The organism is Brevundimonas sp. (assembly GCF_041688735.1).
GTDB lineage: Bacteria > Pseudomonadota > Alphaproteobacteria > Caulobacterales > Caulobacteraceae > Brevundimonas.
This window is the reverse complement of the sequence record NZ_JBDNHO010000005.1, coordinates 19133-44507: the sequence shown is the minus strand read 5'-3', so window position 1 is coordinate 44507 and position 25375 is coordinate 19133. Positions and strand designations below refer to the sequence as shown.

The following is a 25375-nucleotide window of genomic DNA, read 5'->3' as shown; positions in this document are numbered from 1 at the left end:
TCGAGAACATGTTCGGCAGGCTCAAGGACTGGCGGCGCATCCACACCCGCTACGACCGATGCGCACACACCTTCATGTCTGCCATCACTATCGCCGCCACGGTGATCTTCTGGCTATGATCAATGAGTCCTGAGCCTAGGGCGTGGCCTTCAGCATTTCGAGCACCTCCAGACATCCGCCGATCAGGGGCCCAGCGTGTTGCCCCTGACCTCGCAGTACCCGAGGGCCAGTTGAATGGGTGCGCCGGCGGTGCCGAGACTGGAGTTCCCTGGCAGACCAGTCCAGATGTTCGTCGGTCCAACCCTCGGCGGCCCACAGCAGGTTGAAGGGTTCAGCGCTCATCACGGCGGCTCGGAAGCCCCGCTCGGTCGTGGGGCTGATCCCGCCGTTCTCGGCGAAGCCCGACATAACGGAAGGCCCATAGTAGGATCGCAATCCCGCCTTAAGGCAGGCGAAATGCAGGGCGGTCGTGTCTGAATAGCCGAGCATGACCTTGGGGTTGGCGGCGATCACGTCCAGGCGCAGGAAGGGCTCAAGGCGCACAGCGTCGTCGCCGCCGATCGCCGCCACGATGCCATTGACCTCGGGGTCGGCGAAGGCGGCCATCAGGTCGCCCGCACGCGCCTGCGGGTTGGCTGCCAGCCAATCCGGATCTGCGCGCATGCCGGGCGTCTCGCGGATCACGAAGCCGAAGCGGTCACGAAGGATCTTGAGACCTGCGTCCAGACGGTACGGGAAGCGCGCCGCTCCGCCCCAGCTCGGGCTGACGACAGCGACTGTGTCGCCCGGGGCGAGCGACTTGGGGATGGCGAGGGACTGAAGCCGTTTCATACGTTGAAGATACAGGATAACCAAGGGGACGAAACCATGCGCGGAAAAGGGCGCATTGTGGTCCGGAAGGCAGGAGACGCCATGACTTTCATCCTGACCTCTGACGATTTCTGCGACGGCGAGACCCTGCCGGACGAGCTGGTCTACGACCACGGCAACCGCTCGCCACACCTGAAATGGTCGGGTGCGCCCGAGGGCACCAAGAGTTTCGCCATCACCTGTTTCGATCCTGACGCGCCGACCGGGTCGGGTTTCTGGCACTGGACCGTGGCCAATATCCCCGCCGACGTAGCCGAACTGGCAGAGGGGGCCTCGCCCTCCGGCCTGCCCAAGGGCGCGGTCGAAGGCCGCACCGACTTCGGCGAGCCCGGGTTTGGAGGCACCGCCCCGCCGCAGGGCCACGGACCGCACCGCTATGTCTTCACCCTCTTCGCGGTCGACACGGCGGCGTTGCCCGTCACGCCCGACAACTCAGGGGCCGTGTTCGGCTTCAACCTGCATTTTCGCACCTTGGCCAAGGCGTCGATCACGGCGACCTATGAGACCCGGGGCTGACAGGCTCAGTCACCCTTGGCCTTTTTGCCAAGCTGTGATGCGATGACCGTCGACAGCGAGGACGCGATGGCCCCGCCGAGAAGGAACGGCAGGCTGGGCGCATCCGAAGCCCACATGAGGTAGATGCCGTACAGGATGCTGATCACGGCGATCGCCTGCATGATGAGCACGAGGGTCTTCACCGGCGCGGGACTCGGCGTCTTGGCCATGGGGTTCGCTCCGCTGCCATGACGACCAAGCTTGTTGTGAAGACCCGCGTCATTCAGGCCGCAACAGGCGCGCCGCTGACATCGTCTCCGAACCCTGCTAAACGCCCGCGCCATGAGCGCTGCCGTCATCGTCTTCCCGGGTTCCAACTGCGACCGCGACTGCAAGGTCGCCGTCGAACGCACCACCGGCGAGCGGGTCGAGATGGTCTGGCATCAGGAGGCGGCGCTGCCGTCGGGGCTGGACCTCATCGTGCTGCCGGGCGGCTTTTCCTATGGCGACTATCTGCGCTGCGGGGCCATGGCGGCGCAGTCGCCGATCATGCAGGCGGTCAAGAAGGCCGCCGACGACGGCGTGGCGGTGCTGGGCATCTGCAACGGCTTCCAGATCCTGTGCGAAGCCGGCATGCTGCCGGGAGCCCTGTTGCGCAACGCGGGGCTCAAATACGTCTGCAAGCCGATCAGCCTGACCGTCGCCAACGGCCAGACCCGCTTCACCGCGGGCTATCAGGGTCAGGGCGAAGTCGTCATGACCCAGGGCAACGGCGACGGAAACTATTTCGCGGACGCCGAGACCCTGGCCCGGATCGAGGGTGAGGGCCAAGTGGTGTTCCGCTATGTCGACAACCCCAACGGCTCGGTTGCGGACATCGCCGGCCTCCAGAATGAGCGCGGAAACGTGCTGGGCATGATGCCCCATCCGGATCGGGCGTTCGAAGCCGAACTGGGGTCCGCCGACGGTGCGACCCTGTTCCGCAGCGTGATGGCCGCGGCCTAGGCCTTTTTGACCGGCCCCTCGGCACCATCCGCGTTGTTGCCCGCGACCTGATCCAGACCATCCTTGTCGTCCTCGGCCGCCCCGACGTGGGCATCCTCGTCATCGCGGGACTGGACATCGCCCGGATCGCGCTGAGCCCGGAGTTCGCGGGCTCCAACACCCAGACCCTGTTCGCGGCCGCGGGTGGCGTCGACCTCATTGGTTTCGAAACGGGCGTCTTCGTCGGGGCGGTTCGGATTGTCGGCCATGAGGCGCTCCTGTGAGTTACGCGGGGAGAACCGCAGCGATGGGTCGCGGTTCCGCCGGGCCGCAAATGTGAACCTTCACCGTCGCCGAACGTAACTTACCTTGCCGCCGCCCCTGGAGCCGTCATGTCGTCCATAGTCCGCCCTAGTCCACAGCAAATGACACGCCGGTTGATCGTGATCGGAACCGCCGCATTCGCGGTTCTGGCGGGGGCCATTCAAGGATTTGCAAATCCCGGCCAGTCGCCCGCCGAATTCTCTGCTGACAGCGACGCAACGCTGAAAGTCGCCTCCTACGCCTTCTCGATCTGGGGGCCGATCTATCTGGGGCTGCTCGTCTACGCCGTTCGACAGGCGCTCCCGCAGACGGGAGAAAGCGACACGATCAACCGCTTCGGCGTGCCTTCCGCGCTGGCCTTCGTCGGCATAGGCACATGGCTTTTCGCAGCCGCTTTCGATTGGGAACTCGCGACCATCGTGCTGATCTTCGGGTCTCTGGCCGTGCTGCTTATTCCCTTGCTGGCCAACGCCGGATCGATCCGGGCCTTGCCTGGAAAGGACCGCGACCGCTGGATGACCGTCTGGCCCCTCAGTCTGCTGGCGGGGTGGCTGAGCATCGCCGCGCCAGTGAACCTTCTGACGGTGGCGACCGGAAACGGCGACCTGCCGCCGATTCTCGCGCCGACGGTCTGGGCCATGCTGGCCATCGTCGTGGTGGTTCTGGTGGCGCTGTTCGTGACGCGGCAGCTTCGCATCATCGCCTTCGCCCTGCCCGTGGCCTGGGGTCTGCTGGGCGTCTTCGTGGCCGAGCAGGAGAGGGGCAATCAGATGCTGTCGATGTTCGCCCTCGCCGCATCCGTGGCCACGGTCGTCAGCGCCTTGATCCTGGCTTTCCGCCTGCGTCCCGAAGGCGGACGACGCGTGACGCGCGATCAGACGCAAGGCGAGGCTGACACGACTTCCTCTAACGGCTAGAAGGCGCGCCCATGAGCGCTCCGCAGAAGACCATGGCTGAACTGGCCGCCGACTATGGCCTGGCCCCGAACGAGTATCAGGTCGTCCTCGACCGGCTGGGCCGCGAGCCAAACCACGTCGAACTGGGCGTCTTCTCGGTGATGTGGTCCGAGCACTGCTCGTACAAGTCGTCGAAGATACACCTCGGCAAATTCCCGACCACGGGCCCGCGCGTCATCTGCGGACCGGGCGAGAACGCCGGGGTCATCGACATCGACGACGGCGACGCCTGCATCTTCAAGATGGAGAGCCACAACCATCCCAGCTTCATCGAGCCCTATCAGGGCGCGGCGACCGGCGTGGGGGGCATCATGCGCGACGTCTTCACCATGGGCGCGCGTCCCGTGGCCTTGCTGAACGCCCTGCGCTTCGGCGATCCGTCGCACGCGAAGACCCGGCGGCTGGTCAAGGGCGTGGTCTCGGGCATCGGCGGCTACGGCAACTGCGTCGGGGTGCCGACCGTGGCGGGCGAGACCAATTTCCACAGGGGCTACAACGGCAACATCCTGGTCAACGCCATGTGCGTGGGCGTGGCCAGGGCCGACAGCCTGTTCTATTCGGCCGCCCCCGCGCCGGGCCTTAGCGTGGTCTATTTCGGATCGAAGACGGGCCGCGACGGCATCCACGGCGCGACCATGGCGAGCGCGGAGTTCGACGAGGATTCGGACGAGAAACGCCCCACGGTCCAGGTCGGCGACCCCTTCGCAGAGAAGCTGCTGATCGAGGCGACGCTGGAGCTGATGGCCTCAGGGGCCGTGGCGGCGATTCAGGACATGGGTGCGGCGGGCCTGACCAGCTCCTCTGTGGAAATGGCCGGCAAGGGCGGCGTGGGCGTCGAGCTGAACATGGACATGGTGCCCCAGCGCGAAGACGGCATGACCGCCTATGAGATGATGTTGTCAGAGAGCCAGGAGCGAATGCTGGCCGTCCTGAAACCCGGCCGCGAGGAAGACGGCCGCCGCATCTTCAAGAAGTGGGGCCTCGACGCCGCCGTCATCGGCGTGACCACCGACACCGGCCGTCTGGTGCTGAAGCATCGTGGCGAAACCGTCTGCGACGTGCCGCTGGCCCCGCTGTTCGACGACGCGCCGATGTACGACCGGCCTTGGGTCCAGCCCGCGCTTCAGCCGCGTCTCGCCCCCGCCGACGTGCCGGCGCCGGACAGCTGGGTCGATGCGGTGATCAAGGTGGTGTGCTGTCCGGACATGGCGTCCAAGCGCTGGATCTGGGAGCAGTACGACCGCCACGTGATGGCCGACACCCTGCACGACTCGGCCACTGCCGCCGACGCCGGCGTGGTGCGGGTGCATGGCACAGACAAGGGTCTGGCCATGACCTCGGACTGCACGCCACGGTATGTGCTGGCCGATCCCTATGAAGGCGGCAAACAGGCCGTGGCCGAAGCCTGGCGCAACCTGACCGCCGTCGGCAGCCGGCCCATCGCCATCACCGACAACCTCAATTTCGGCAACCCGCAGCGGCCCGAGATCATGGGCCAGATCGTGCGCGCCATCGACGGCATGGCCGAGGCCTGCCGGGTGCTGGATTTCCCGGTCGTGAGTGGCAACGTCAGCCTCTATAACGAGACCAACGGCGCGGCCATTCCGCCAACTCCGACGGTCGGGGGGGTAGGCCTGTTGACCAACTATGACGTCGTCGTCGACTTTGGCGGCATGGTCGAGGGCGATTTGCTGGTGCTGATCGGCGAGACGGTCGGCGAGCTGGGCTCGTCCCTCTATCTGCGCGAAGTGCTGGGCCGCGAGGACGGGGCGCCGCCGCCGGTCCATCTGGCCCTGGAGCGCAAGACCGGCGACTTCGTGCGCGGCCTGATCGAGGCTGGCGACCTGACCTGCGTCCACGACCTGTCGGACGGCGGCCTGATCGGGGCGGCGGCGGACATGGCGCTGGCGTCTGACGTCGGTGTTGAACTGGACGCCACCAGCGAAACCCACGGCCACATCTTCCTGTTCGGCGAGGACCAGGCCCGCTATCTGGTCGCCGTGTCCGATGCGACCAGCATTATAGCTGCGGCGCAAAAGGCCGGGGTTCACGCCTCGGTTGTCGGCCGCGCCGTGGGCCGCGACCTTTCGTCCGGCGACCTGTTCCGGCTTCCGCTGGACCACCTGCGCGAGATGCATGAAAGCTGGATGCCGACCTGGATCGAAGGAAACGTCTGATGCGCCACGCCCTGATCGCCCTCCCCGCCCTCGCCCTGTTGCTGGCTGCCTGCGAAGGCGGTGGCGACCCCGTCAATCAGGCGATGCGCGACGCCTCGTCCGAACGACAGGCCGCAACGGTGCAGGACGGCGCGGTGTCGAGTCCGGACCACGCCGACATGGGTCATGGCGCGTCGGCGACGGCGGGCGATCAGGCCTTCGCGGCCTCGGAAGCCTCCATGCACGCGGGCATGTCGGCCGCGTCGGGAGCCACCGTCGATCAGGCCTATATCGCCAAGATGATTGCCCACCACCAGGGCGCTGTGGCGATGGCCGACGTCGCGCTGTCAGAGTCGAAAGACCCCGAGGTTCGTCGCATGGCTGAAGGGGTCAAGGCCGCCCAGACCCAGGAGATCGCCGAGATGCGGGCGTGGCGACCCGCGGCGGCGGCGGACTGAGGACGAGGCGGGGCGATGACGGACACCCTCTCGCCCCCGCCTTTCCGCCCCTGGACACCGCCGCGCCGCGACCGCCCAATGCCGCTTGTGTCCTTCCTGTGGCAGAGCTGGCGCGATCCGCTGCAGACATGGTCGCGGCGGCATTTCGAGGAACCTCAGCAGTTCGGCCAAGGGCCGCTCGGCGCTGTCATCGTCGTCAGCCACCCTGAAGGCGTACGTCGGGTCCTGACCGAGAACGCCGCCAACTATGAAAAGGGGGCGTTGCAGCGCCGCGTGCTGGGGCCGCTCTTGTCCGACGGCCTGTTGCTGACCGAGGGTGAAGTCTGGCGCCGCGCCCGTCGCATCCTCGCCCCGCTGTTCACCCCCGCCCGCACCGTCGCGCTGAGCGGGCGGATGGCGGAGGTGTGCCGCGCAAGGGTCGAGGGGTGGCGACTGTCGACGGCCCCACGCGTGCTGAACATCGACACCGAGATGTCCGGCCTGACCTTCGACATCCTGTCCGCCACGCTCTTTTCAGATGACTTGGGCGGCGAGGCCGAAGGGTTCGAGCGGGCGCTCAACCGCTATCTGTCGGTCGGGGCGCGGATCGATCCGCTGGACGTCCTGGATGCGCCGAACTGGGTACCGCGCCTCGGTCGCTTGGCCAGTTTCCGCTCGGCGCGATTCTTCGAACAGAGCGTGGCGAGACTGGTGAAGACGCGCCGCGCTCGCATGGATGCCGGCGACACGCTGCCGGCGGACCTGCTCAGCGCCCTTCTGACGGCGCGGGACGAGGACGCACGGGAGCCTGGCGCCGGCGGGCTGAACGACCGCGAGGTGGCGGCCAACATTCTCACCTTCATCCTCGCCGGACACGAAACCACGGCCCGGACGCTGGGCTGGGCGCTGCACCTGATCTCGCGCGCGCCCGAGGTGGCCGACCGCCTGAAGGCCGAGGCTGACGCCTTCGATCCGACCCACGCCGGCTGGGCCGACAGACTGCCATGGACGAAGGCAGTGATCGAGGAGGCGATGCGCCTGTTCCCACCCGCCCCAACCCTGGCTCGCATCGCTCTGGCGCCCGACGAGATCGGCGGGCAAGTCATCCCGGCCGGCACGACGGTGATCATCTCGCCGTGGGTGCTGCACCGGCACGAGCGCCTGTGGGACGACCCCGCCGCCTTCCGCCCTGAACGTTTCCTGCCCGCGAACCGCAAGACGATCGACCGTTACGCCTACATCCCGTTCAGCGCGGGCCCTCGCGTCTGTATCGGCGCCGCCTTCGCCCTGCAGGAGGCGACCATCGCCCTGGCCACCATTCTGGGCGCCGCCGACGTCGAGGCCATCACCACCGTGGAGCCTCGCCCCGTCCACCAGATCACCCTGCGCAGTGCCCGGCCGATCCGGCTGAAGTTGAGGCGACGCAAGACCGCGTGACGGCTGTCACATTTCCGGGCTAGTTCGGGCGCTCATTCTGGAGAAGCCCGATGCGCGCATTCGAGTCCCTGTCCCGTCGCGGGCTGCTTTTGAGTCTGGGCGCGGGCGGTGCCGTCATCGGCACAGGCAGACAGGCGCTGGCCGATCCGGTCTTCGCCGAATACCCTTTCCAGCTTGGCATCGCCGCCGGGGACCCTTCGTCCGACGGCTTCGTGATCTGGACCCGTCTGGCCCCCCGGCCGCTCGAGATTGGCAACGGCATGCCGTCGGCGCCAATGCCGGTGAAATGGGAAGTCGCGACCAGTCCGGGCTTCGGGACCATCGCCCGCTCCGGCGAGGTGATCGCCCGGCCCGAACTGGCCCATGCCGTCCACGTCGAGGTCGGGGGGCTGGAGCCGAACCGCGAATATTTCTATCGCTTCATCGCCGGTCGCGAACGCACCGCCACGGGCCGGGCGAAGACCGCCCCGGCGGCCGGCGCGGCCACGGCACAGGCCCGCTTCGGCGTGGTGGGCTGCCAAGCCTATGAGCAGGGCTTCTACACCGCCCACCGCAAGGCGGCCGAGGAACGGCTCGACTTCATCTACTGCTATGGCGACTACATCTACGAGGGGCGCGGCAACCGCACCTTCAACGGTCCGGCCGGCACGTCGGAGAATGCGCGCCAGCACATTGGTGGCGAGATCTATGCGCTGGAGGCGTACCGCCGCCGCTACGCCCAGTACAAGATGGATACCGACCTTCAGGCCAGCCACGCCTCGACCGCCTGGTACGTGACCTGGGACGACCACGAGATCGACAACAACTGGGTCTCCGCCCTGGATCAGGACGGCACGCCGCCCGAGATCTTCATGCTGCGCCAGCAGGCGGCGATGCAGGCCTTCTACGAGCATATGCCCATGCGCCGCTCGGCCTTCCCGCGCGGCTCGGCGACCCAGCTGTATCGCCACGCCGCCTGGGGCGACCTTCTGGACCTGAACCTGCTGGATACGCGCCAGTACCGCACGAACCAGCCATGCGACGACGCCTGGGCGTCGACCTGCGCCGGCGTCTCGGCCGCCGACGCCCAAGTCCTGGGTCAGGCGCAGGAGGCCTGGCTGTACCAGAACCTGGACCGCAGCCGCGCCCACTGGAAGGTGCTGGCCCAGCAGATCATGGTCATGGACCTGGATCGCAAGGAAGGCCCCGATCTGGGCTACAACCTGGACACCTGGGCCGGATACGGCATCCCCCGCGCGCGTCTGCTGCGCCGGCTGAAGGATCGCCGGATCGGCAACACCATCGTCCTGACCGGCGACGAGCATCAGAACTATGCGGGTGAGCTGCACATCGACGGCCGCAATCCCGAGGGCGCGCCCATCGCCTCGGAGTTCGTCACCACCTCGATCAGCTCGTCGGGTAACGGACAGGATCAACGGGCCGATGGCCGCCGCATCCAGGCCGACAATCCGTTCCTGAAGTTCAACAACGCCCAGCGCGGCTACGTCGTCTGCGACGTGACGCCCGAGCGCTGGCAGACCGAGTTCAAGGTGCTGGACAAGGTCTCGGAGCGCGGCGGCACGTTGACCACGCGCGCGAAATTTGCGGTGGCCAGCGGCGACGCACGGGTGGTGGCAGCCTGATCCTCAGCGACCGGGCGCGATGCGACCGTTACGCGGGTCAGCCGATGACGGGCACCGCCTGGCTCAACCGCCCGCCGACCCGGATCGGCTCCACCCGCGTGGCCAACCCGGTCTTGTCGTCGGTCTCGACATAGACACCGCAGATCGTCGCCGGCCCGTGCGCCGGGACGTAACGCCCGCCCGACAGCCGGGTGGTGAAGCGCCGCAGCGGCTCTTCCTTCTCGTTGCCGATGACGCTGTCATAGTCGCAGCAGCCGCCGGCGTCGGTCTGATAGGCCGTACCGCCGGGCAGAATCTGGCAGTCGGCGGTGGGCACATGGGTGTGGGTGCCGACGACCAGCGAGGCGCGGCCGTCGCAGAAATGGCCCATGGCCATTTTCTCGGACGTGGCCTCGCAGTGCATGTCGACGATGACGGCGTCGGCGGCCACGCCCAACGGACAGGCGGCCAGCTCCTTTTCGACCGCGCTGAATGGGCAGTCCATCGAGTCCATGTGGATGCGGCCCAGGACGTTCATAACCAGCACCGTCTTGCCCGATTGGGTCTCGAACAGATTGGCGCCCGCACCGGGGGCGTCCATTAATCGCGGGTAGTTGGCCGGCCGGATCAGGCGCGGCTCGCGCACGATATAGGTCAGGGCCTCGCGCTGGTCCCAGCTGTGATTGCCGAGCGTCAGGCAGTCGGCCCCGGCCATGAACAGCTCGCGTGCGGTGTTCTCGGTGATGCCGAACCCGCCGGCGGCGTTCTCGGCGTTGACCACCACGAAATCGAGCTTCAGGTCGCGCTTCAGGCCGGGCAGGTGGTCGCTCAGGCCGTCGCGTCCGGACTTGCCGACGACATCACCGAAAAAAGCCAGTCTCATGCGAAGGGTCTATAGCCGGTCTCGGTCAGAACGCCATGCAGCCGGATGTCATGTGCCTCGACCGGCAGATGCTCGACCTCCTGACCGGCGTAGGCGAAGCCGATGCGCGTGACGTTCGGCCGCGCCGCGAAGGTCCGGTCATAATAGCCTCCGCCCTGGCCCAGCCGCCTGCCCACAGCGTCGAACGCCAGCAGCGGTGCGAGGATCAGATCGGGGTCGATGATCTCAGCCAGCGGGAAGGGGGCGGGCACGCCGGCCTCGTCCAGTTCCAGCGGCTCGCCGGGCGACCAGCGGCGGAATACCATTGGCGCATCCCGCGCGATCACCACCGGCAGACACAACTCGCGCCCAGCCCGGCTGAGGGCCAATGACAGGAAGTCCGCGCCCAGTTCGGAGCCGATGGCGCGATAGACGGCGATGATCCGCCCCGGCGGCAGGGCGTCGGCCTGGTCGGCGGCGCGCGCGGCCGCGCCTGCGTCGAGGCCAGCCAGACGCTTGCGCGTGGCTCGCATGGTCGCCCGGAGTGCGCGCTTGTCGATCATGGGAGACGCCCGGGCCGCGTCGAACACGCCGGCCAGCCGTAGCGCGCACGCCGACCGCGCTCAAGCCGCGAGCGACCGCGCCGCGACCCTCCGGTCAAGCCGGAGGGTGACGATAGGCCCGGTCCGCGCTCAGGCAGCGAGCCGCGGCGCGGCGAGCGGTAGCGCAAAGGAGGAAGAGGGTGGCGGCGCCGCAAGAACCGTGAAGGGCGTTTAAATCCTCTCGACCTGGGTAGCCAGGTGGGCGCCGTGTGCCCAGGCCCACGGGCCTGATCAGGGACAGCTCCCTTCGAGTGAATTAAGGTCGCGAGGAAATGTTGCCTTCGACGAGGGCCGCAGCAGGACCCGCCGTGTAGCAAGATAGTCCTTCCGCCGGGGCGTAACAATGGCCGTGTCGTTTCCTCCTCATCGCTGCGCGACAAGAAGGAGGCTCAGAAACCCTGGGCGATCTTTTCCAGCCGGGCGGCGACGGCGTTCAGCGCCTCGGCCACGCCGTCGCCGCCCGCCGCGGCGGACGCCGTCGGAGCGGCCCCGCCGTTCGCGCGCAACTCATGCAACTCATCGGCCAGCATCAGCCCGGCCATCAGGAACAGGCGAATGTCGCCGACGTGGCCGACCTCGCCCGCGACCTGTCGGACATGGCCATCGAATTGATTGGCCAGAATGCGGACGCGATCTTCCTGCCCGTCGGCACAGCCCACGGCATAGGGCCGGCCGTTAATTTCGACCGTCACAGTCGCCATCAGCGGCTCTCCGGTTCGGCAAGCGTGTCGCGGATCGCGTCGGCCGCGCGAGACAGGGCCTCGGCTGCGTCGCGGCCCGCAGATTCCAGTTCGTGGATGCGGACGCGGTCGGTCTCGGTGGAGGGTTCGGGCGCGAACAGGTCGTCGTCCGCGACCCGGCTGGTTGCCGTCGCCCGCGACTTGACGTCCAGCAAGCGACGCTCCAGCAACGCCAGCGCGCGGTCGACACGGTCCTTGGCGGCCGAAGCTGCGTCCATTCGGGTCAAATCCTCCAGAATCCGTATAGAACCCGCGCGCGCGCCGGGGTAAAGCGGCGCGCTTCCTTTTTTCCGCCCCCCCGACGAAAGGTCCCCCCGTGACCGACGCCAAGACCGTCTCCGAAAAGGCCTCTCCCAAGCTGATGGCGGATGCCATCCGGGTGTTGTCGATGGACGCGGTCGAGAAGGCAAAGAGCGGCCATCCGGGCATGCCGATGGGTATGGCCGACGTCGCCACGGTTCTGTTCTCCAGATTCCTGAAGTTCGACGCCAGCCGCCCAGACTGGGCCGACCGCGACCGCTTCATCCTGTCGGCCGGTCACGGCTCGATGCTGATCTACGCCCTGCTGCACCTGACCGGCTACAAGGCCGCGACCAGGGAAGAGCTGTCCAACTTCCGCCAGTGGGGCTCGAAGACTGCGGGTCACCCCGAATACGGCCATATGCCGGGCATCGAGACCACGACCGGACCGCTGGGCCAGGGCTTGGCCAATTCGATCGGTTTCGCCATGGCCGAACGCCATCTGGCCGCCCGCTTCGGCGCCGATCTGGTCGACCACCGCACTTGGGTCGTCGCGGGCGACGGCTGCCTGATGGAGGGCGTTTCGCAGGAGGCGATCGCCCTCGCCGGACGATATCAACTGAACAAGCTGACGGTGCTGTGGGATGACAACAGCATCACCATCGACGGGGCGGTGTCCCTGTCCGACGCCACCGACCAGAAGGCACGCTTCAAGGCCGCCGGTTGGGCCGTGAAGGCCATCGACGGCCACGACATGAAGGCCATTCAATCGTCCCTGCAATGGGCGACGCGGCAGAACAAGCCGACCCTTATCGCCTGCAAGACGAAGATCGGTCGCGGCGCCGCCACTATGGAAGGCAGCCACAAGACCCACGGCGCGGCCCTGGGCGCGTCCGAGATCGCCGCCACCCGTCTCGGTCTGACGTGGGCGCACGCTCCGTTCGAACTGCCCGAGGCCGTCGACAAGGCTTGGAAGAAGGTAGGCAAGCGGGGTTCGAAAGAGCGCAAGGCGTGGGAAGCCCGGCTGAACGCCTCGTCCCAGTCCGCCGACTTCACCCGCGCCATGCGGGGCGAGCTGCCCGCCGGTGCCTTCGACGCCCTGAATGCGAAGATCGCCGAACTGGTCGAGACCCAACCGGCCCAAGCCACCCGCCAGGCGTCGGGCGCGGCGCTGGACGAACTGTTCGCCGCCATCCCTGAACTGATCGGCGGTTCAGCCGACCTGACCGGCTCGAACAACACCTTCGTCAAGGGCACGCCGATCTTCGACGCGCCGACCTACGAGGGCCGCTACGTCAACTGGGGCATCCGCGAGCACGGCATGGCCGCGGCGATGAACGGCATGGCCCTGCATGGCGGGGTCATCCCCTACGGCGGGACCTTCATGGTCTTCTCGGACTACAGCCGTCCGGCGATCCGGCTTGCCGCCCTGATGGGTGTGAGGGTCATCCACGTCCTGACCCATGACAGTATCGGCCTTGGCGAGGACGGTCCGACGCACCAGCCGGTCGAGCATCTGTCTGCCCTGCGCGCCATTCCCAACCTGCTGGTGTTCCGCCCCGCAGACACGGTCGAGGCGATGGAGTGCTGGCGCCTGGCGCTGGAGCACAGGACCGCGCCCTCGGCCATGGCTCTGTCGCGCCAGAAGACGGCCGCCGTCCGGACCGCGGCCGCGACCGAAAATCTGTCGGCGCGTGGCGCCTATGAGCTGAAACCCGCCTCGGCCAAGGCGAAGGTCAGTCTGTTCGCCACGGGCACCGAGGTTCCGCTGGCGCTGCAGGCAGCCGAAACGCTGGAGGCCGAAGGCACGCCCACCCGCGTGGTCTCCGTGCCCTGTTTCGAGCTCTTCTTCCAGCAGGATGCCGCCTATCAGGCCTCGGTGATCGGTCGCGGCACCGTCCGCGTCGCCGTCGAGGCCGGAATTCAGCAGGGCTGGGAGCGATTCATCGGCGAGGACGGCGCCTTCGTCGGCATGACCGGCTTTGGCGCCAGCGCCCCGGCCGAGGTGTTGTACCGCGAGTTCGGCATCACCGCCGAGGCTGTCGTCGCGGCGGTCAAACAGAGGCTCTGAACCCGCTCCCGCCGGGCGCGGGTATGGAGAATGACGATGAAGCTCGGCACCCCCCTCTCCGACACCGCCGTCCGCGTCATGCTGCTCGGCGCCGGCGAGCTCGGCAAAGAGGTCGCGATTGAACTGCAGCGGCTGGGCGTCGAGGTCATCGCCGTCGACCGCTATCCGAACGCGCCCGCCATGCAGGTCGCCCACCGCAGCCACGTCATTCCGATGACGGACCCGCATGTCCTGGCCGGTGTCATCGCCGCCGAGATGCCGCACATCATCGTGCCCGAGATCGAGGCCATCGCCACCGACGTCCTGGCCGAGATCGAGGCGGCGGGCCATGCCATGGTCATCCCAACCGCGCGCGCTACCCGGCTAACCATGAACCGGGAAGGCATCCGTCGTCTGGCGGTCGAGGAACTGGGTCTACCCACCTCGCCCTACGCCTTCGCGACCTCCGCCTCCGAACTGGCCGAGGCCGCCGCAAAGATCGGCCTGCCGGTCTTCGTCAAGCCGGTGATGTCGTCGTCGGGCAAGGGTCAGTCAATGATTGGTTCCATCGACGAGGCAGGAACCGCATGGGCCCACGCCCAGTCCTCCGGCCGGGTCGAAACGGCGACTGTCATCGTCGAGGGCCGCATCGACTTCGATTTCGAGATCACCCTGCTGACCGTCCGCTCGATCTACGAGGGCGCGGTCCGGACCGACTTCTGCGCCCCCATCGGCCACCTCCAGGTCAAGGGCGACTATGTAGAGAGCTGGCAGCCGCAGGCCATGACGCCCGCCGCCCTGACGAGTGCTCAGGATATCGCCCGCAAGATCACGGACTCGTTAAGCGGCCTCGGCGTCTTCGGGGTCGAGCTGTTCGTGAAGGGCGATGATGTCTGGTTTTCGGAGGTCTCCCCTCGCCCGCACGACACCGGCCTGGTCACCCTGGCGACCCAGACCATGAGCGAGTTCGCCCTGCACGCCCGCGCCATCCTCGGCCTGCCGGTCGACGTGAGCCAGCGCGACATCGGCGCCAGCGCGGTCATCTACGGCGGCATGGACGCCACCGGTATCGCTTTCGAGGGCGTCGTCGAGGCGCTGTCGGTCCCGACCGCCGACCTGCGCCTGTTCGGCAAACCCGAGAGCTATGAGCGCCGTCGCATGGGCGTGGCCACGGCGCGGGGTGCGACCACGGAGGAGGCGCGAGAGCGCGCACGGCTGGCCGCTTCGTGCGTCAGACCCGTGAAGGGCTAAAGCGCAGGCGCAGCATGCGCCAGCGCCTGTTCGGCCCGGGGCATGGCCAGGGCGGCGATGGCGGCGGCCAGCGCGGGATCGCGCCCCGCCATGCGGTCCTCGGCGGACAGGGTCGCGCTCAGGTCGGGTGTGACGCCGCGCTTCTCCAGACGCACGCCGCCGGACGTGACGAAGTCGGCGCGGCTGAGGGTCAGGCGGCCGCCGTCCGGCAGGACAGAATCCTGTGAAATCAAAACGGCTCCGGCCGTGCGTTCGCCTACCACCAGAGCACGGCCCGCCTCCTGCAAGGCGGCGGGAGTCAGTTCGGCGGCGGAACGGCTCTGGCCGTCGACCAGAACGGCGACATCGTGACTGGACGGCCCCGCAAGATCGCCGCATCCCCCGGCAGTCTTGAGAACGATGCGCTGTCCGGACCGGGTCGTGCGCGTCGCCCACGCCTGGTCGGCCGGCAGGAAGCAGCTCAGCACCGCATCGGCCTCCATCAGCCGCCCGCCGGGATTGCCGCGCAGGTCGATCACGACGTCGTCGTCGGGCTTCAGATCAGCCAGTTGCTCGCCCATCCAGCGACCCAGACCCGCCTCGAACCCCTCGACGCGCAGCACCACCACGCCTTCGCGGCTGCGGTCGGAGACGAAGGCGGGCTTGGGAGCCATCACGCGCGGCGTCAGGACCAGGGCGCGCCGCTCATCCTGATCGTCGAGAATAACCAGATTGACCGGCTGACCTTCGAGCACGTCCTGCTCGGGATACCAGACGCCCGGACCGGAGGTCTCCAGGTGCCAACCCAGAAGAACGCCCGCGTCGGCGGCGGGCGAGCCCTCGCGGACCTGTTCCACCAGATACCGGCCTTCCTGCTCAGGCTTGAGCCGGAGGGTCAGGCCGATGACAGGCCGGGTGTGACGCAGGCTGGCCTGACGGCGGGCGATGGCGGGCGGCGCGGCACCGGCGTGATCGTCGTCCAGCAAGGACAGCATCTGGCGCAGGGTCCGGTACAGCGTCCGGTCGTCCGCCGCCGTCAGGGCCTGCGGCCGGTAAGTGCGACGCGCCGCGTTCCAGTCGACTCCGTGCAGGGCCGGGTCATAGTATTGCCCCCTGACCTCGCTCCAGACGCGGTCAAAGACCCGCTGGTTCATCCGCGCCCGCTCTCGCGACGGCGGCGCGGCGTTGTCGGCCGACGAACGCGTCGGGCCCACGCCGGGCTCTTGCGTGGACGCCGACGCCGGTGCCGCGACGAGCGCAAGGCTCATCGCTGCTGACGCGGTCAGTCGGAACAGGAGGCGGCGGAATGTCATGGCGACCACGTTAGGCCGCGAACCGCTCGCGCATCAACTCACGAAGACGCCGGTACGGATCAATCTTCACCGTCCCGACGCGTTTCGACGCGGTGGCTCAAGACGCGCACGTGCCATCGCGGCGGCGCTCGCCCGCCTCAACGAAGGGCGGACTGGTCGCCCGACTGTCCCTGCCGATCTCGAGATGGACGTTACAGTTCATCACGCCTTGTTACGGCTGCGGGGTTGATCCCCGCCGCCGCCGGTTCCATTGAAGCGCCAACCCTGACACCGCTTCTTCGGAGACCGCCCCATGACCGTCCGCGTCGCCATCAACGGCTTTGGCCGTATCGGCCGCCTCGTCCTGCGCTCGATCGTCGAGCACGGCCGTCGCGACATCGAGGTGGTGGCGATCAACGACCTGGGCCCAGTGGCCACCAATGCTCACCTGCTGAAATACGACTCGGTCCACGGCCGCTTCCCCGGCACGGTTGAGTTTGGCGACGCCGATGGCGAAAGCTGGATCGACGTCGGCCTCGGCAGGATCAGAGTCACGGCCGAGCGCGACCCGGCCAAGCTCCCGCACAAGGACCTCAACGTCGACATCGCCTTCGAATGCACCGGCCTGTTCACGACGAAGGAAAAGGCTTCGGCCCACCTGACCGCGGGCGCAAAGCGGGTGCTGGTCTCGGCCCCCTGCGACGGTGCCGACAAGACCATCGTCTACAAGGTCAACCACGACGTCCTGACCGCCGACGACGTCATCGTCTCCAACGGCTCGTGCACGACCAACGCCCTGGCCCCTGTCGCCAAGGTGCTGCACGAGCTGTTCGGCATCGAGCGCGGCTATATGACCACGATCCACAGCTACACCGGCGACCAGCCGACGCTGGATACGATGCACAAGGATCTGTACCGCGGCCGTGCCGCCGCCCTGTCGATGATCCCGACCTCGACCGGCGCCGCCAAGGCGCTGGGGCTGGTCCTGCCGGAACTGAAGGGCAAGCTGGACGGCTCGTCGATCCGCGTCCCGACGCCGAACGTCTCGGTCGTCGATCTGAAGGTCGTCGCCGGCCGCGAGGTCACGGTGGAAGAGATCAACGCCGCCCTCCAGGCCGCCGCCAACGGTCCGATGAAGGGCGTGCTGGCCACCACGATCGAACCGCTGGTCTCGACCGACCTGAACCATATCGCCGCGTCGAGCACCGCCGCCCTGCCCCAGACCCAGGTCGTCGACGGCAAGCTGGCTAGGGTGCTGACCTGGTACGACAACGAATGGGGCTTCGCGACGCGGATGGCGGATACAGCGCTGGTGATGAGCAAGCTGATCTGACGTCGCTCCCTCTCCCAGCGGGAGAGGGCTTGAGCGCCCGAGAGCGAAGCGATCGGCTGCGCGAAAGGGTGAGGGTTCTGTGATAGCCGTCGGCGTAAGATGCCGCTCCGACCCCGCCACGGCTTTCGCCGATTGACCCAGCCGACCCTCATCCGGCGCTGCGCGCCACCTTCTCCCAATGGGAGAAGGATTCTATAGGGCGGTCATGACCCAATACCGCACCCTCGACGACGCCAAAGACCTCGCCGGCAAGACCGCCCTGGTCCGCGTGGATTTCAACGTCCCGATGGAGAACGGCAAGGTCACCGAGGATACTCGCCTGCGCGTCGCCCTGCCGACCATCAACCGGCTGCGCGACGCCGGTGCCAGGGTTGCCCTCCTGGCCCATTTCGACCGGCCCAAAGGCAAGGTCGTGCCGTCGATGAGCCTGGAGCCGGTGGTCGACGACCTCGAACATCTGCTGGGTGCCCCGGTCCGGTTCGCGAGCGACTGCGTGGGTGGCGGGGCCAGGGCGATGATCGCCGACCTGCCCCTCGGCGGCGTCGTACTGTTGGAAAACGTCCGCTTCCATCCCGGCGAAGAGGCCAACGACCCCACCTTTGCAAGGCAGCTGGCCGAACTCGGCGACGTCTACGTCAATGACGCCTTCTCCGCTGCCCACCGCGCCCACGCCTCGACCGAGGGTCTGGCCCGGCTGCTGCCCGCCTATGCCGGCGAATCCATGCGCCGCGAGCTCGACGCGCTCGATGCCGCGCTCGGCAAGCCGCAGAAGCCGGTCATAGGCATCGTCGGCGGGGCCAAGGTCTCGACCAAGCTCGACCTGCTGAAGAACCTCGTCGGCAAGCTGGACCGCCTCGCCATCGGCGGCGGCATGGCCAATACCTTCATGTTCGCCCAAGGCATCGATATCGGCGGCTCACTGGCCGAAAAGGACATGGCCGACACGGCCCGCGAAATCCTCGCCGACGCGGCCGCCAAGGGCTGCGAAATCCTGCTGCCGGTCGATCTTGTCATCGCCACCGCCGTGAAGCCTGGTGCCGCGGCCCGCACCGTGCAGGCCGGCGACGCCCTGTCCGCCGACGACAAGATCCTCGACGCCGGCCCGGCCTCGGTCGCGCGCCTGACCGCCGCGATCGACGCCTCGAAGACCCTGATCTGGAACGGCCCGCTGGGCGTATTCGAAGTGCCGCCCTTCGATGCCGCCACCGTCGCGGTCGCCCGCCATGTCGCGGCCCGGGCCAAATCCGGTGTTCTGGTCGCGGTCGGAGGCGGCGGCGATACGGTCGCGGCCCTGCACCACGCGGGCGTGGCCGACGACATGACCTTCGTCTCCACCGCAGGCGGTGCCTTCCTGGAATGGATGGAAGGCAAGCCCCTGCCCGGCGTCGAGGCCCTTCAGGTCTGACGGCCTGCGTTGTTACATTGCGTGACTTCAGGGCGCGGTGCGGCTAAAACACTGGCAAAACTGACGGTCTCAGGAAACACCCCATGGCGCGCATCACGCTGCGACAACTTCTCGATCACGCGGCCGAGAACGACTACGGCCTGCCCGCCTACAACATCAACAACATGGAGCAGGGCCTGGCCATCATGGAGGCGGCCGAGGCGGTCAACGCCCCCGTCATCATCCAGGCCTCTCGTGGGGCCAGAAGTTACGCCAACGACATCGTCCTGGCCAAGCTGATCGACGCCCTGGCCGAACTGTATCCGCATATCCCGGTCTGCATGCACCAGGACCACGGCAACGGTCCGGCCACCTGCGCCACCGCCATCCAGTACGGCTTCACCTCGGTGATGATGGACGGCTCGCTGGAAGAGGACGCCAAGACCCCCGCCAGCTACGACTACAACGTCGACGTCACCCGCCGCGTGGTCCAGATGGCCCATTCCTGCGGCGTCTCGGTCGAGGGTGAACTGGGTGTGCTCGGCTCGCTGGAAACCGGCATGGGCGAGGCCGAGGACGGCCACGGCTTCGAAGGCAAGCTGGACCACTCGCAACTGCTGACCGATCCGGATCAGGCCGTCGATTTCGTACGCGAGACCCAGGTTGACGCCCTCGCCATCGCCATGGGCACCAGCCATGGGGCCTACAAATTCACGCGTCAGCCTGACGGCGACGTCCTGGCCATGAATGTGATCGAGGAAATCCACCGCCGCCTGCCAGACACCCATCTGGTCATGCACGGCTCGTCCTCGGTGCCGCAGGACCTGCAGGACATCATCAACGCCTATGGCGGCCAGATGCCCCAGACCTGGGGCGTGCCGGTTGAAGAGATTCAGCGCGGCATCAAACACGGCGTGCGCAAGATTAACATCGATACCGACAACCGCATGGCCATGACCGGCGCGGTGCGCAAACTGCTGGCGGAAAAGCCCGGCGAGTTTGATCCGCGCGCCTGGATGAAGCCCGCCAAGGAGGCGATGCGCAAACTCTGTCAGGAGCGGTTTGTGCAGTTCGGCTGCGAGGGCCAGGCCTCGAAGATCCGCCCGCTGTCGACCGCCCAGATGGCGCAACGCTATGCCAAGGGCGAACTGAACCCGCACTTTGGTTCGGCTGCGTCGAAGGCCGCCTGACCCCTCCGATCCGGGGATCGAGCCGTCGGCTCACCAGCCCCCATACTGGCTCCGGAACCGCCAGCGGACGTCGCGGACGTCGCGCTCGGCGTCATCGATCGCGTCCTGAGCCCGGTGCCAGTCGCGCTCGGTATCCGCGCGCTCGCGGCGGATTTCCTGAATGCGGTCGCGGACTTGCTCACGCTGGGTCTCGGTCAGGCCCTCTGCCCGCGCCTCGGCCTGTTTGGCGGTGATCTTGTCGTCCAACTCCTCCAGCCGGCCGCCCAGGGACTCGACCCGGCTCCGGGCCGTGGCGAGCGCCGTCACGACCTCATACACCAGCTGTCCGTCCTGATAGGCGAGTATGAAGTCCGCCTCCAGATACGACGGACACACCCCGCCATAGCTCGAACCCGTGCGCCCGTGCTCGAAACCCTTGGCCGGCGTGCAGTAACGCTCCAGTCCCTGCTCGCGCCCGGCGGCATAAGAGGGCTCATCCGGCGTCACACCGTGTTCGGCGCAGGCCTCGGCGTGGTCGTTCAGCCGGGACATGCTCAGGCCCGACTCGCCATCCGCATAGCCTTGACCCGACCAGTCTCCGACCATGCACTGTTCAGCGCTCATGGTCGCGCAACTGCCCAGCGCCAGCACTGCGCCACCGGCGGCGAAGGCGATAATCAACAGTCTCATGGTTCATCTCCCCGTTCGGCCCAGTTTGAGAATGGTTTAACTTGACCCTGCTGCCAAGCTTGCGGCTTGCGCCCGCACCGATCGGGCGTGCTAGATCAGCCACCGCCCGGCCCGAGCGGCGGAGCGCCCCTTGTCCGACGACCCCCTGATCGAAGACTTCGAGACCGACGACGACGACGCTCCCGTGCTGGAAGCGCGCCTCGAGACCGGCGGCGCCCGCCTCGACAAGGCGCTGGCCAACATCTTTCCTGCCCTGTCCCGCGCCCGCCTCCACGCCCTGCTGGCCGAGGGTGTCGTCACCCGCGACGGCCTTCCGGTATCCGGTGCCTCGTCAAAGGCCCTGCCCGGTCTTTACGCCGTCGCCATGCCGCCGATTGTCTCGGCCACGCCCCAACCCGAAGCGATTCCACTGACAGTCCTGTTCGAGGACGCCCATCTGATCGTCATCGACAAGCCGTCCGGCATGGCCGTCCACCCCGCGCCCGGCAGCGAGACCGGCACCCTGGTCAATGCCCTTCTGCATCACTGCGCGACATCCCTGTCCGGCATCGGTGGCGTCGCCCGCCCCGGCATCGTGCATCGCCTGGACAAACACACCTCGGGCGTCATGGTCGCCGCCAAGTCGGACACGGCTCATGCCGGCCTCTCGGCCCTGTTCGCCGCCCATGACATCGAGCGCACCTACATCGCCCTCACGCGCGGCACGCCCCTGCCGGAGAAGGGTCGCATCATGTCCAACCTTGGCCGCTCAACCGGCGACCGCAAGAAGATGGCCGTGCTCAAATTCGGCGGCCGCGAGGCGATCACTGATTATGAGGTGGACCAGGTTTTTGGCGCGCCCGGCAAGCCCGGCGCACCACCCATGGCCGCCCGCGTCTCCTGTACCCTCCACACCGGCCGCACCCACCAGATCCGCGTTCACATGGCTTCCAGAGGCGCGCCCCTGCTGGGCGACCCGGTCTATGGCTCCGGCAGCCCCGCCAATCCGGTCAAGGCGGCGATCGCCGCGGCTGGCCTGACCCGTCAGGCGCTGCACGCCGCCATCCTCGGCTTCATCCATCCCGTGACCGGCGAGACGCTGCGATTCGAGACCCCGCCGCCGGACGACATGAAGGCGCTGGAAGATAACCTCGCCGCCCTTTAGTCCGTCTTGATTGAGGACGCACTATCGGTTATACCTGCGTCACTGGGTGCAGTGGCGCCGGGGCAACGGTCACGCTTTCATGTGACTATCCGCCACTGACAAGTCCGGAAACCCGACCCTATTTCATCAGTTGAGGGGTGAGGCGTCGGCGCACATCGGGTGGCCGCTTCCGAAGAACCCGCTCGTTCACTCTCGGAGGGACCAGACTTATGGCTGTAGCCAGATCACTCGCGGTGATGTCGCCTGAACAGGGGCTGTCGCGTTATCTCACTGAAATACGCAAGTTTCCCATGCTTGCGAAAGACGAAGAGTTCATGCTCGCCAAGCGCTGGACCGAGCACCAGGACGCCGAAAGCGCCCATCGCCTCGTCACCTCTCACCTTCGCCTCGTGGCCAAGATCGCCATGGGTTATCGTGGGTACGGCCTGCCGATCGGCGAAGTGATTTCCGAGGGCAACGTCGGCCTGATGCAGGCAGTCAAGAAATTCGATCCCGACAAGGGCTTCCGCCTGGCCACTTACGCCATGTGGTGGATCCGCGCCTCGATCCAGGAATATATCCTGCGCAGCTGGTCGCTCGTGAAGATGGGCACCACCGCCGCGCAGAAGAAACTGTTCTTCAACCTGCGCAAGGCCAAGAGCCAGATCTCGGCCTTCGAGGAAGGCGACCTGCGGCCAGAACACCTGTCGGCCATCGCCACCAAACTGGGCGTGTCCGAGCAGGAGGTCACCAATATGAACCGCCGGCTCGGCGGCGACGCCTCTTTGAACGCGCCTTTGCGCGCCGACGGCGAGAGCGAGTGGCAGGACTGGCTTGCCGACGACACGGCGGTGTCGCAGGAAACCGCCTTGGCCGAGAGCGAGGAGAAATCCCTGCGCATGGGCCTGCTTCAGGAGGCCATGGAAGAGCTGACCGACCGCGAGAAGCACATTCTCACGGAACGGCGCCTCAAGGACGATCCGGTCACCCTGGAACAGCTGGCCGGCCAGTATGGCGTGTCGCGCGAACGCGTCCGTCAGATCGAGGTCCGTGCCTTCGAAAAGCTGCAGAAGGCCATGCGGGCCGCCGCCGAAGAGCGCAATCTGGTCGACGCCTGAGGCCGTTTGCCCATGAGAATTGTCAGGCCGCTGCGGCCGGCGCCGCGGCCTGATGCATGGTCAGAAGTGTGCCGATCGGCACCGACAGTGTCTCCTTGCTCGCCGGTCCGGTAGCCAGGCTGACCTCCAGCACGCCGACGGCGGCCACCAGACGCGAATCGGAAAGCTTCAAGGCGACGGCCTTCAGATTCGCGGCCTGTTCGCGAATAGCGCGCGTCGCCTGAGGGGGATCGCTGTCGAACTGGTCCAGCGCGGAGGCGAGAATCCTCATCGCCTGATCCTTGTTTTCGGCAAGCAAGTCGGCGCCCTTCGCCGCCTTGTCGCTCTTGCGCTTGCCAGAGCCAGAGAATTCGCCCGAGTTGAACCTTCGCCGGTCCGGGCCGACATAACCCACCGCCTCGACCCAGTCGCGCGGCTTCAGGGCGACGTTATCGACCCGCTTCAGCAGGTCCGCGCTGGTGAAGGGTTTGCGCAGGAACTCGTGAATACCCGCGTCGCGCGCGCCGATGATGGAGGTCGCGGTCGCGTCTGCCGTGACCATGATGATCGGCACACGTCGACAGCTCATATGCGAACGCCGCCACGCCCTCGCCAGGGATTCTCCGTTCAGGCCCTGTCCGCCCCGCTCGGTCAGAACCAGCCCGGGCTCGAGCTCCACGGCGGTCTTCATGGCGCGGGCCTCGGTGGGCTCGACGACGATCTGGCCGGAGCCCATGCCCTTCATGATGTCGACCAGCAGGCGCGCGGACTGGGAGTAGGAATCCACGATCAGCACGCGGCCAATCACCGGCTTCAGCCGGGCTTTCAGGCGACTATCGAGTGCAAACAAGACGCTGACCTCCGGTAACGACGATCATGCTTAACCACAGTCGGTTAAAACGCGTTGAACGCCGATCAGGGCGTCTTCAGCCGTGAAAAGGGTCCCGGATCAGGATGGTGTCGTCCCGTTCGGGACTGGTCGACAGCAGGGCCACCGGCGCTCCGATCAGTTCCTCGATGCGCCGAACGTACTTGATCGCATTGGCGTTCAAGTCCTTGAAGCTGCGCGCCCCCGCCGTCGTCTCGCTCCAGCCTTCCAACGCCTCGAACACCGGCTCGGCGGCCGCCTGGGCGTTCAGGCTGGACGGCAGATAGTCCAGCACCTGCCCATTGATCCGGTATCCGACGCAGATCTTCAGCGTCTTCAATCCGTCCAGCACGTCCAGCTTGGTCAGGGCAATGCCGTCTATCCCGTTGATCGCCACCGACTGGCGCACCAGCACCGCGTCGAACCATCCACACCGCCGCGCCCGGCCGGTATTGACCCCGACCTCGCGCCCCACGGTCGCCAGATGCCGGCCGACGTCATCATTCAGCTCGCAGGCGAAGGGTCCCTCGCCGACGCGCGTCGTATAGGCCTTCACAATTCCCAGCACATAGCCGACGCCGCGCGGCCCGATGCCCGATCCCGCCGCCGCCTGCCCCGCCACCGTGTTGGAGCTGGTGACATAGGGATAGGTCCCGTGATCCACGTCCAGAAACGCGCCCTGCGCCCCCTCGAAAAGCACTCGCTTGCCCGCGCGCTTCGCCTGATCCAGCACCCGCCAGGCGGCCTTCACATAGGGCAGGATTTTCGGCGCGATCTCCAGCAGCTGCCCCAACAACGCCTCCGGGTCGATCGGCTCCAGCCCCAGCCCGGCCCGCAACGGGTCGTGGTGCGCCCGCAATCTGTCAATCTTGACCTTCAGGTCTTCGGCGCTGGCCAGGTCGCAGACGCGGATCGCCCGCCGCCCGACCTTGTCCTCATAGGCCGGGCCGATCCCACGCCCGGTGGTCCCGATCCGCGCGCCCGGCGCGCTCGCCGCCGCTTCCCGCGCCAAGTCCAGCGCCGGATGGATCGGCAGGATCAGACAGGCGTTGTCGGCCACGATCAGGACCTCGGGAGTGATCCTGATACCCTGCGCCTCGATCTTCTCGATTTCACCGACCAGATGCCACGGATCGACCACCACGCCATTGCCGATGATCGACGGCTTGCCCTGCACCACGCCACTGGGCAGCAGGGCCAGCTTGTAGACCTTGCCGTCCACCACCAGCGTATGGCCGGCATTATGGCCGCCCTGGAACCGCACGACCATGTCGGCCCGGTTCGACAGCCAGTCGACGATCTTGCCCTTGCCCTCGTCGCCCCACTGGGCTCCGACCACCGCCACGTTCGCCAAGGTGTGTCTCCGCTGTCCGGGATTTCGGAATGCGGGCGCAGCCTATAAACGGGGAATCGGCGGGTGTCCCGCCATCGGATG

25 protein-coding genes, 1 other RNA gene and 1 pseudogene are annotated in these 25375 nt (G+C 67.2%); 15 read left to right on the top strand and 12 right to left on the bottom strand.

Features of this window, described 5'->3' with window-relative positions; translation table 11 throughout:
• Positions 1-119: pseudogene (locus tag ACESMO_RS00965) on the top strand (IS5/IS1182 family transposase); the annotation flags it as partial.
• Positions 120-135: 16 nt separating this feature from the next.
• Here ACESMO_RS00965 and ACESMO_RS00960 read toward each other — a convergent pair.
• Positions 136-831: a S66 peptidase family protein gene (locus ACESMO_RS00960; RefSeq protein ID WP_372706306.1), complete on the bottom strand. Its 696-nt coding sequence runs from the start codon at positions 829-831 to the stop codon at positions 136-138.
• A gap of 81 nt (positions 832-912) precedes the next feature.
• Between ACESMO_RS00960 and ACESMO_RS00955 the strand changes: the two genes are divergently transcribed.
• The gene (locus tag ACESMO_RS00955; RefSeq protein ID WP_372706305.1) at positions 913-1386 is read left to right on the top strand and encodes a YbhB/YbcL family Raf kinase inhibitor-like protein; all 474 of its coding nucleotides are present in this window, start codon (positions 913-915) and stop codon (positions 1384-1386) included.
• A 5-nt stretch (positions 1387-1391) separates the two neighbouring features.
• Here the strand turns inward: ACESMO_RS00955 and ACESMO_RS00950 are convergent, their stop codons facing one another.
• Positions 1392-1595: a hypothetical protein gene (locus ACESMO_RS00950; RefSeq protein WP_372706304.1), complete on the bottom strand. Its 204-nt coding sequence runs from the start codon at positions 1593-1595 to the stop codon at positions 1392-1394.
• Positions 1596-1707: 112 nt separating this feature from the next.
• Here ACESMO_RS00950 and purQ point away from each other — a divergent pair, with 112 nt between their 5' ends.
• Positions 1708-2370 (top strand): phosphoribosylformylglycinamidine synthase subunit PurQ, encoded by a 663-nt coding sequence (gene purQ, locus ACESMO_RS00945; RefSeq protein ID WP_372706303.1) that lies wholly within the window; start codon positions 1708-1710, stop codon positions 2368-2370.
• On the opposite strand, the gene ACESMO_RS00940 is transcribed toward purQ, so the two are convergent.
• On the bottom strand, positions 2367-2618 hold the full coding sequence (locus ACESMO_RS00940) for a hypothetical protein (RefSeq protein WP_372706302.1): 252 nt from the start codon (positions 2616-2618) through the stop codon (positions 2367-2369). The two genes, purQ and ACESMO_RS00940, sit on opposite strands and share 4 nt — an antisense overlap.
• A gap of 174 nt (positions 2619-2792) precedes the next feature.
• Between ACESMO_RS00940 and ACESMO_RS00935 the strand changes: the two genes are divergently transcribed.
• The 5 genes from ACESMO_RS00935 to ACESMO_RS00915 are packed head-to-tail and all read left to right on the top strand — an operon-like array spanning position 2793 to position 9281.
• A complete protein-coding gene (locus tag ACESMO_RS00935; RefSeq protein WP_372706310.1) occupies positions 2793-3590 on the top strand; it encodes a hypothetical protein in 798 nt (265 codons plus the stop codon).
• A gap of 11 nt (positions 3591-3601) precedes the next feature.
• Complete coding sequence (gene purL, locus ACESMO_RS00930) at positions 3602-5806, top strand: phosphoribosylformylglycinamidine synthase subunit PurL (protein WP_372706301.1); 2205 nt, start codon at positions 3602-3604, stop codon at positions 5804-5806.
• The gene (locus ACESMO_RS00925; protein ID WP_372706300.1) at positions 5806-6243 is read left to right on the top strand and encodes a DUF305 domain-containing protein; all 438 of its coding nucleotides are present in this window, start codon (positions 5806-5808) and stop codon (positions 6241-6243) included. The genes purL and ACESMO_RS00925 overlap by 1 nt, the downstream gene beginning before the upstream one ends.
• A 15-nt stretch (positions 6244-6258) precedes the next feature.
• Positions 6259-7659 carry a cytochrome P450 gene (locus ACESMO_RS00920; protein WP_372706299.1) on the top strand — a complete coding sequence of 467 codons (1401 nt, stop codon included), beginning with the start codon at positions 6259-6261 and terminating at the stop codon, positions 7657-7659.
• Between the two features lie 50 nt (positions 7660-7709).
• Positions 7710-9281, top strand: a complete 1572-nt coding sequence (locus ACESMO_RS00915) for an alkaline phosphatase (protein WP_372706298.1) — start codon at positions 7710-7712, stop codon at positions 9279-9281.
• A gap of 37 nt (positions 9282-9318) precedes the next feature.
• Here ACESMO_RS00915 and ACESMO_RS00910 read toward each other — a convergent pair whose 3' ends face one another.
• The 5 genes from ACESMO_RS00910 to ACESMO_RS00890 form a co-directional block, all read right to left on the bottom strand.
• Positions 9319-10143 carry a YmdB family metallophosphoesterase gene (locus ACESMO_RS00910; RefSeq protein WP_372706297.1) on the bottom strand — a complete coding sequence of 275 codons (825 nt, stop codon included), beginning with the start codon at positions 10141-10143 and terminating at the stop codon, positions 9319-9321.
• Entirely contained in the window at positions 10140-10685 is a 546-nt protein-coding gene (locus tag ACESMO_RS00905; protein ID WP_372706296.1) for a 5-formyltetrahydrofolate cyclo-ligase, read from the bottom strand. Before ACESMO_RS00905 ends, ACESMO_RS00910 begins: the two co-directional genes overlap by 4 nt.
• 181 nt (positions 10686-10866) lie before the next feature.
• A non-coding RNA gene (ssrS, locus tag ACESMO_RS00900) (6S RNA) lies at positions 10867-11027 on the bottom strand.
• 86 nt (positions 11028-11113) lie between these two features.
• Positions 11114-11425 carry a cell division protein ZapA gene (locus ACESMO_RS00895; RefSeq protein ID WP_372706295.1) on the bottom strand — a complete coding sequence of 104 codons (312 nt, stop codon included), beginning with the start codon at positions 11423-11425 and terminating at the stop codon, positions 11114-11116.
• A complete protein-coding gene (locus ACESMO_RS00890) occupies positions 11425-11682 on the bottom strand; it encodes a hypothetical protein (RefSeq protein ID WP_372706294.1) in 258 nt (85 codons plus the stop codon). The genes ACESMO_RS00895 and ACESMO_RS00890 overlap by 1 nt, the downstream gene beginning before the upstream one ends.
• A 143-nt stretch (positions 11683-11825) precedes the next feature.
• Here ACESMO_RS00890 and tkt point away from each other — a divergent pair, with 143 nt between their 5' ends.
• Both tkt and purT read left to right on the top strand, forming a co-directional pair.
• Entirely contained in the window at positions 11826-13775 is a 1950-nt protein-coding gene (tkt, locus tag ACESMO_RS00885; protein ID WP_372706309.1) for a transketolase, read from the top strand.
• A 30-nt stretch (positions 13776-13805) separates the two neighbouring features.
• On the top strand, positions 13806-15005 hold the full coding sequence (gene purT, locus ACESMO_RS00880; RefSeq protein ID WP_372706293.1) for a formate-dependent phosphoribosylglycinamide formyltransferase: 1200 nt from the start codon (positions 13806-13808) through the stop codon (positions 15003-15005).
• On the opposite strand, the gene ACESMO_RS00875 is transcribed toward purT, so the two are convergent.
• Entirely contained in the window at positions 15002-16198 is a 1197-nt protein-coding gene (locus ACESMO_RS00875; protein ID WP_372706292.1) for a S41 family peptidase, read from the bottom strand. The two genes, purT and ACESMO_RS00875, sit on opposite strands and share 4 nt — an antisense overlap.
• Before the next feature lie 391 nt (positions 16199-16589).
• Between ACESMO_RS00875 and gap the strand changes: the two genes are divergently transcribed.
• The 3 genes from gap (at position 16590) to fba (ending at position 20183) form a co-directional block, all read left to right on the top strand.
• Positions 16590-17609, top strand: a complete 1020-nt coding sequence (gap, locus tag ACESMO_RS00870) for a type I glyceraldehyde-3-phosphate dehydrogenase (protein ID WP_372706291.1) — start codon at positions 16590-16592, stop codon at positions 17607-17609.
• Positions 17610-17814: 205 nt separating this feature from the next.
• Positions 17815-19014 (top strand): phosphoglycerate kinase, encoded by a 1200-nt coding sequence (gene pgk / locus ACESMO_RS00865; protein WP_372706290.1) that lies wholly within the window; start codon positions 17815-17817, stop codon positions 19012-19014.
• 83 nt (positions 19015-19097) lie between these two features.
• Complete coding sequence (gene fba / locus ACESMO_RS00860) at positions 19098-20183, top strand: class II fructose-bisphosphate aldolase (protein WP_372706289.1); 1086 nt, start codon at positions 19098-19100, stop codon at positions 20181-20183.
• A gap of 30 nt (positions 20184-20213) precedes the next feature.
• On the opposite strand, the gene ACESMO_RS00855 is transcribed toward fba, so the two are convergent.
• On the bottom strand, positions 20214-20852 hold the full coding sequence (locus tag ACESMO_RS00855) for a DUF2799 domain-containing protein (protein ID WP_372706288.1): 639 nt from the start codon (positions 20850-20852) through the stop codon (positions 20214-20216).
• Between the two features lie 130 nt (positions 20853-20982).
• On the opposite strand from ACESMO_RS00855, the gene ACESMO_RS00850 reads away from it, so the two are divergent.
• Together ACESMO_RS00850 and rpoH are read left to right on the top strand one after the other, a co-directional pair.
• Entirely contained in the window at positions 20983-21996 is a 1014-nt protein-coding gene (locus ACESMO_RS00850) for an RluA family pseudouridine synthase (protein ID WP_372706287.1), read from the top strand.
• Between the two features lie 209 nt (positions 21997-22205).
• Positions 22206-23093, top strand: a complete 888-nt coding sequence (gene rpoH / locus ACESMO_RS00845) for an RNA polymerase sigma factor RpoH (protein ID WP_372706286.1) — start codon at positions 22206-22208, stop codon at positions 23091-23093.
• A 22-nt stretch (positions 23094-23115) separates the two neighbouring features.
• Here rpoH and ACESMO_RS00840 read toward each other — a convergent pair whose 3' ends face one another.
• Both ACESMO_RS00840 and ACESMO_RS00835 read right to left on the bottom strand, forming a co-directional pair.
• Positions 23116-23922, bottom strand: a complete 807-nt coding sequence (locus tag ACESMO_RS00840) for a two-component system response regulator (RefSeq protein WP_372706285.1) — start codon at positions 23920-23922, stop codon at positions 23116-23118.
• A gap of 76 nt (positions 23923-23998) precedes the next feature.
• Positions 23999-25294 carry an adenylosuccinate synthase gene (locus ACESMO_RS00835; RefSeq protein ID WP_372706284.1) on the bottom strand — a complete coding sequence of 432 codons (1296 nt, stop codon included), beginning with the start codon at positions 25292-25294 and terminating at the stop codon, positions 23999-24001.
• Between the last annotated feature and the right edge of the window lie 81 nt (positions 25295-25375).

Bases quoted from the DNA above. Each gene is read 5' to 3' on its own strand.
- ACESMO_RS00960 (WP_372706306.1), bottom strand. From the start codon at position 831: ATGAAACGGCTTCAGTCCCTCGCCATCCCCAAGTCGCTCGCCCCGGGC.
- ACESMO_RS00955 (WP_372706305.1), top strand. From the start codon at position 913: ATGACTTTCATCCTGACCTCTGACGATTTCTGCGACGGCGAGACCCTG.
- ACESMO_RS00950 (WP_372706304.1), bottom strand. From the start codon at position 1,595: ATGGCCAAGACGCCGAGTCCCGCGCCGGTGAAGACCCTCGTGCTCATC.
- purQ (WP_372706303.1), top strand. From the start codon at position 1,708: ATGAGCGCTGCCGTCATCGTCTTCCCGGGTTCCAACTGCGACCGCGAC.
- ACESMO_RS00940 (WP_372706302.1), bottom strand. From the start codon at position 2,618: ATGGCCGACAATCCGAACCGCCCCGACGAAGACGCCCGTTTCGAAACC.
- purL (WP_372706301.1), top strand. From the start codon at position 3,602: ATGAGCGCTCCGCAGAAGACCATGGCTGAACTGGCCGCCGACTATGGC.
- ACESMO_RS00925 (WP_372706300.1), top strand. From the start codon at position 5,806: ATGCGCCACGCCCTGATCGCCCTCCCCGCCCTCGCCCTGTTGCTGGCT.
- ACESMO_RS00920 (WP_372706299.1), top strand. From the start codon at position 6,259: ATGACGGACACCCTCTCGCCCCCGCCTTTCCGCCCCTGGACACCGCCG.
- ACESMO_RS00915 (WP_372706298.1), top strand. From the start codon at position 7,710: ATGCGCGCATTCGAGTCCCTGTCCCGTCGCGGGCTGCTTTTGAGTCTG.
- ACESMO_RS00910 (WP_372706297.1), bottom strand. From the start codon at position 10,143: ATGAGACTGGCTTTTTTCGGTGATGTCGTCGGCAAGTCCGGACGCGAC.
- ACESMO_RS00905 (WP_372706296.1), bottom strand. From the start codon at position 10,685: ATGATCGACAAGCGCGCACTCCGGGCGACCATGCGAGCCACGCGCAAG.
- ACESMO_RS00895 (WP_372706295.1), bottom strand. From the start codon at position 11,425: ATGGCGACTGTGACGGTCGAAATTAACGGCCGGCCCTATGCCGTGGGC.
- ACESMO_RS00890 (WP_372706294.1), bottom strand. From the start codon at position 11,682: ATGGACGCAGCTTCGGCCGCCAAGGACCGTGTCGACCGCGCGCTGGCG.
- tkt (WP_372706309.1), top strand. From the start codon at position 11,826: ATGGCGGATGCCATCCGGGTGTTGTCGATGGACGCGGTCGAGAAGGCA.
- purT (WP_372706293.1), top strand. From the start codon at position 13,806: ATGACGATGAAGCTCGGCACCCCCCTCTCCGACACCGCCGTCCGCGTC.
- gap (WP_372706291.1), top strand. From the start codon at position 16,590: ATGACCGTCCGCGTCGCCATCAACGGCTTTGGCCGTATCGGCCGCCTC.
- pgk (WP_372706290.1), top strand. From the start codon at position 17,815: ATGACCCAATACCGCACCCTCGACGACGCCAAAGACCTCGCCGGCAAG.
- fba (WP_372706289.1), top strand. From the start codon at position 19,098: ATGGCGCGCATCACGCTGCGACAACTTCTCGATCACGCGGCCGAGAAC.
- ACESMO_RS00855 (WP_372706288.1), bottom strand. From the start codon at position 20,852: ATGAGACTGTTGATTATCGCCTTCGCCGCCGGTGGCGCAGTGCTGGCG.
- rpoH (WP_372706286.1), top strand. From the start codon at position 22,206: ATGGCTGTAGCCAGATCACTCGCGGTGATGTCGCCTGAACAGGGGCTG.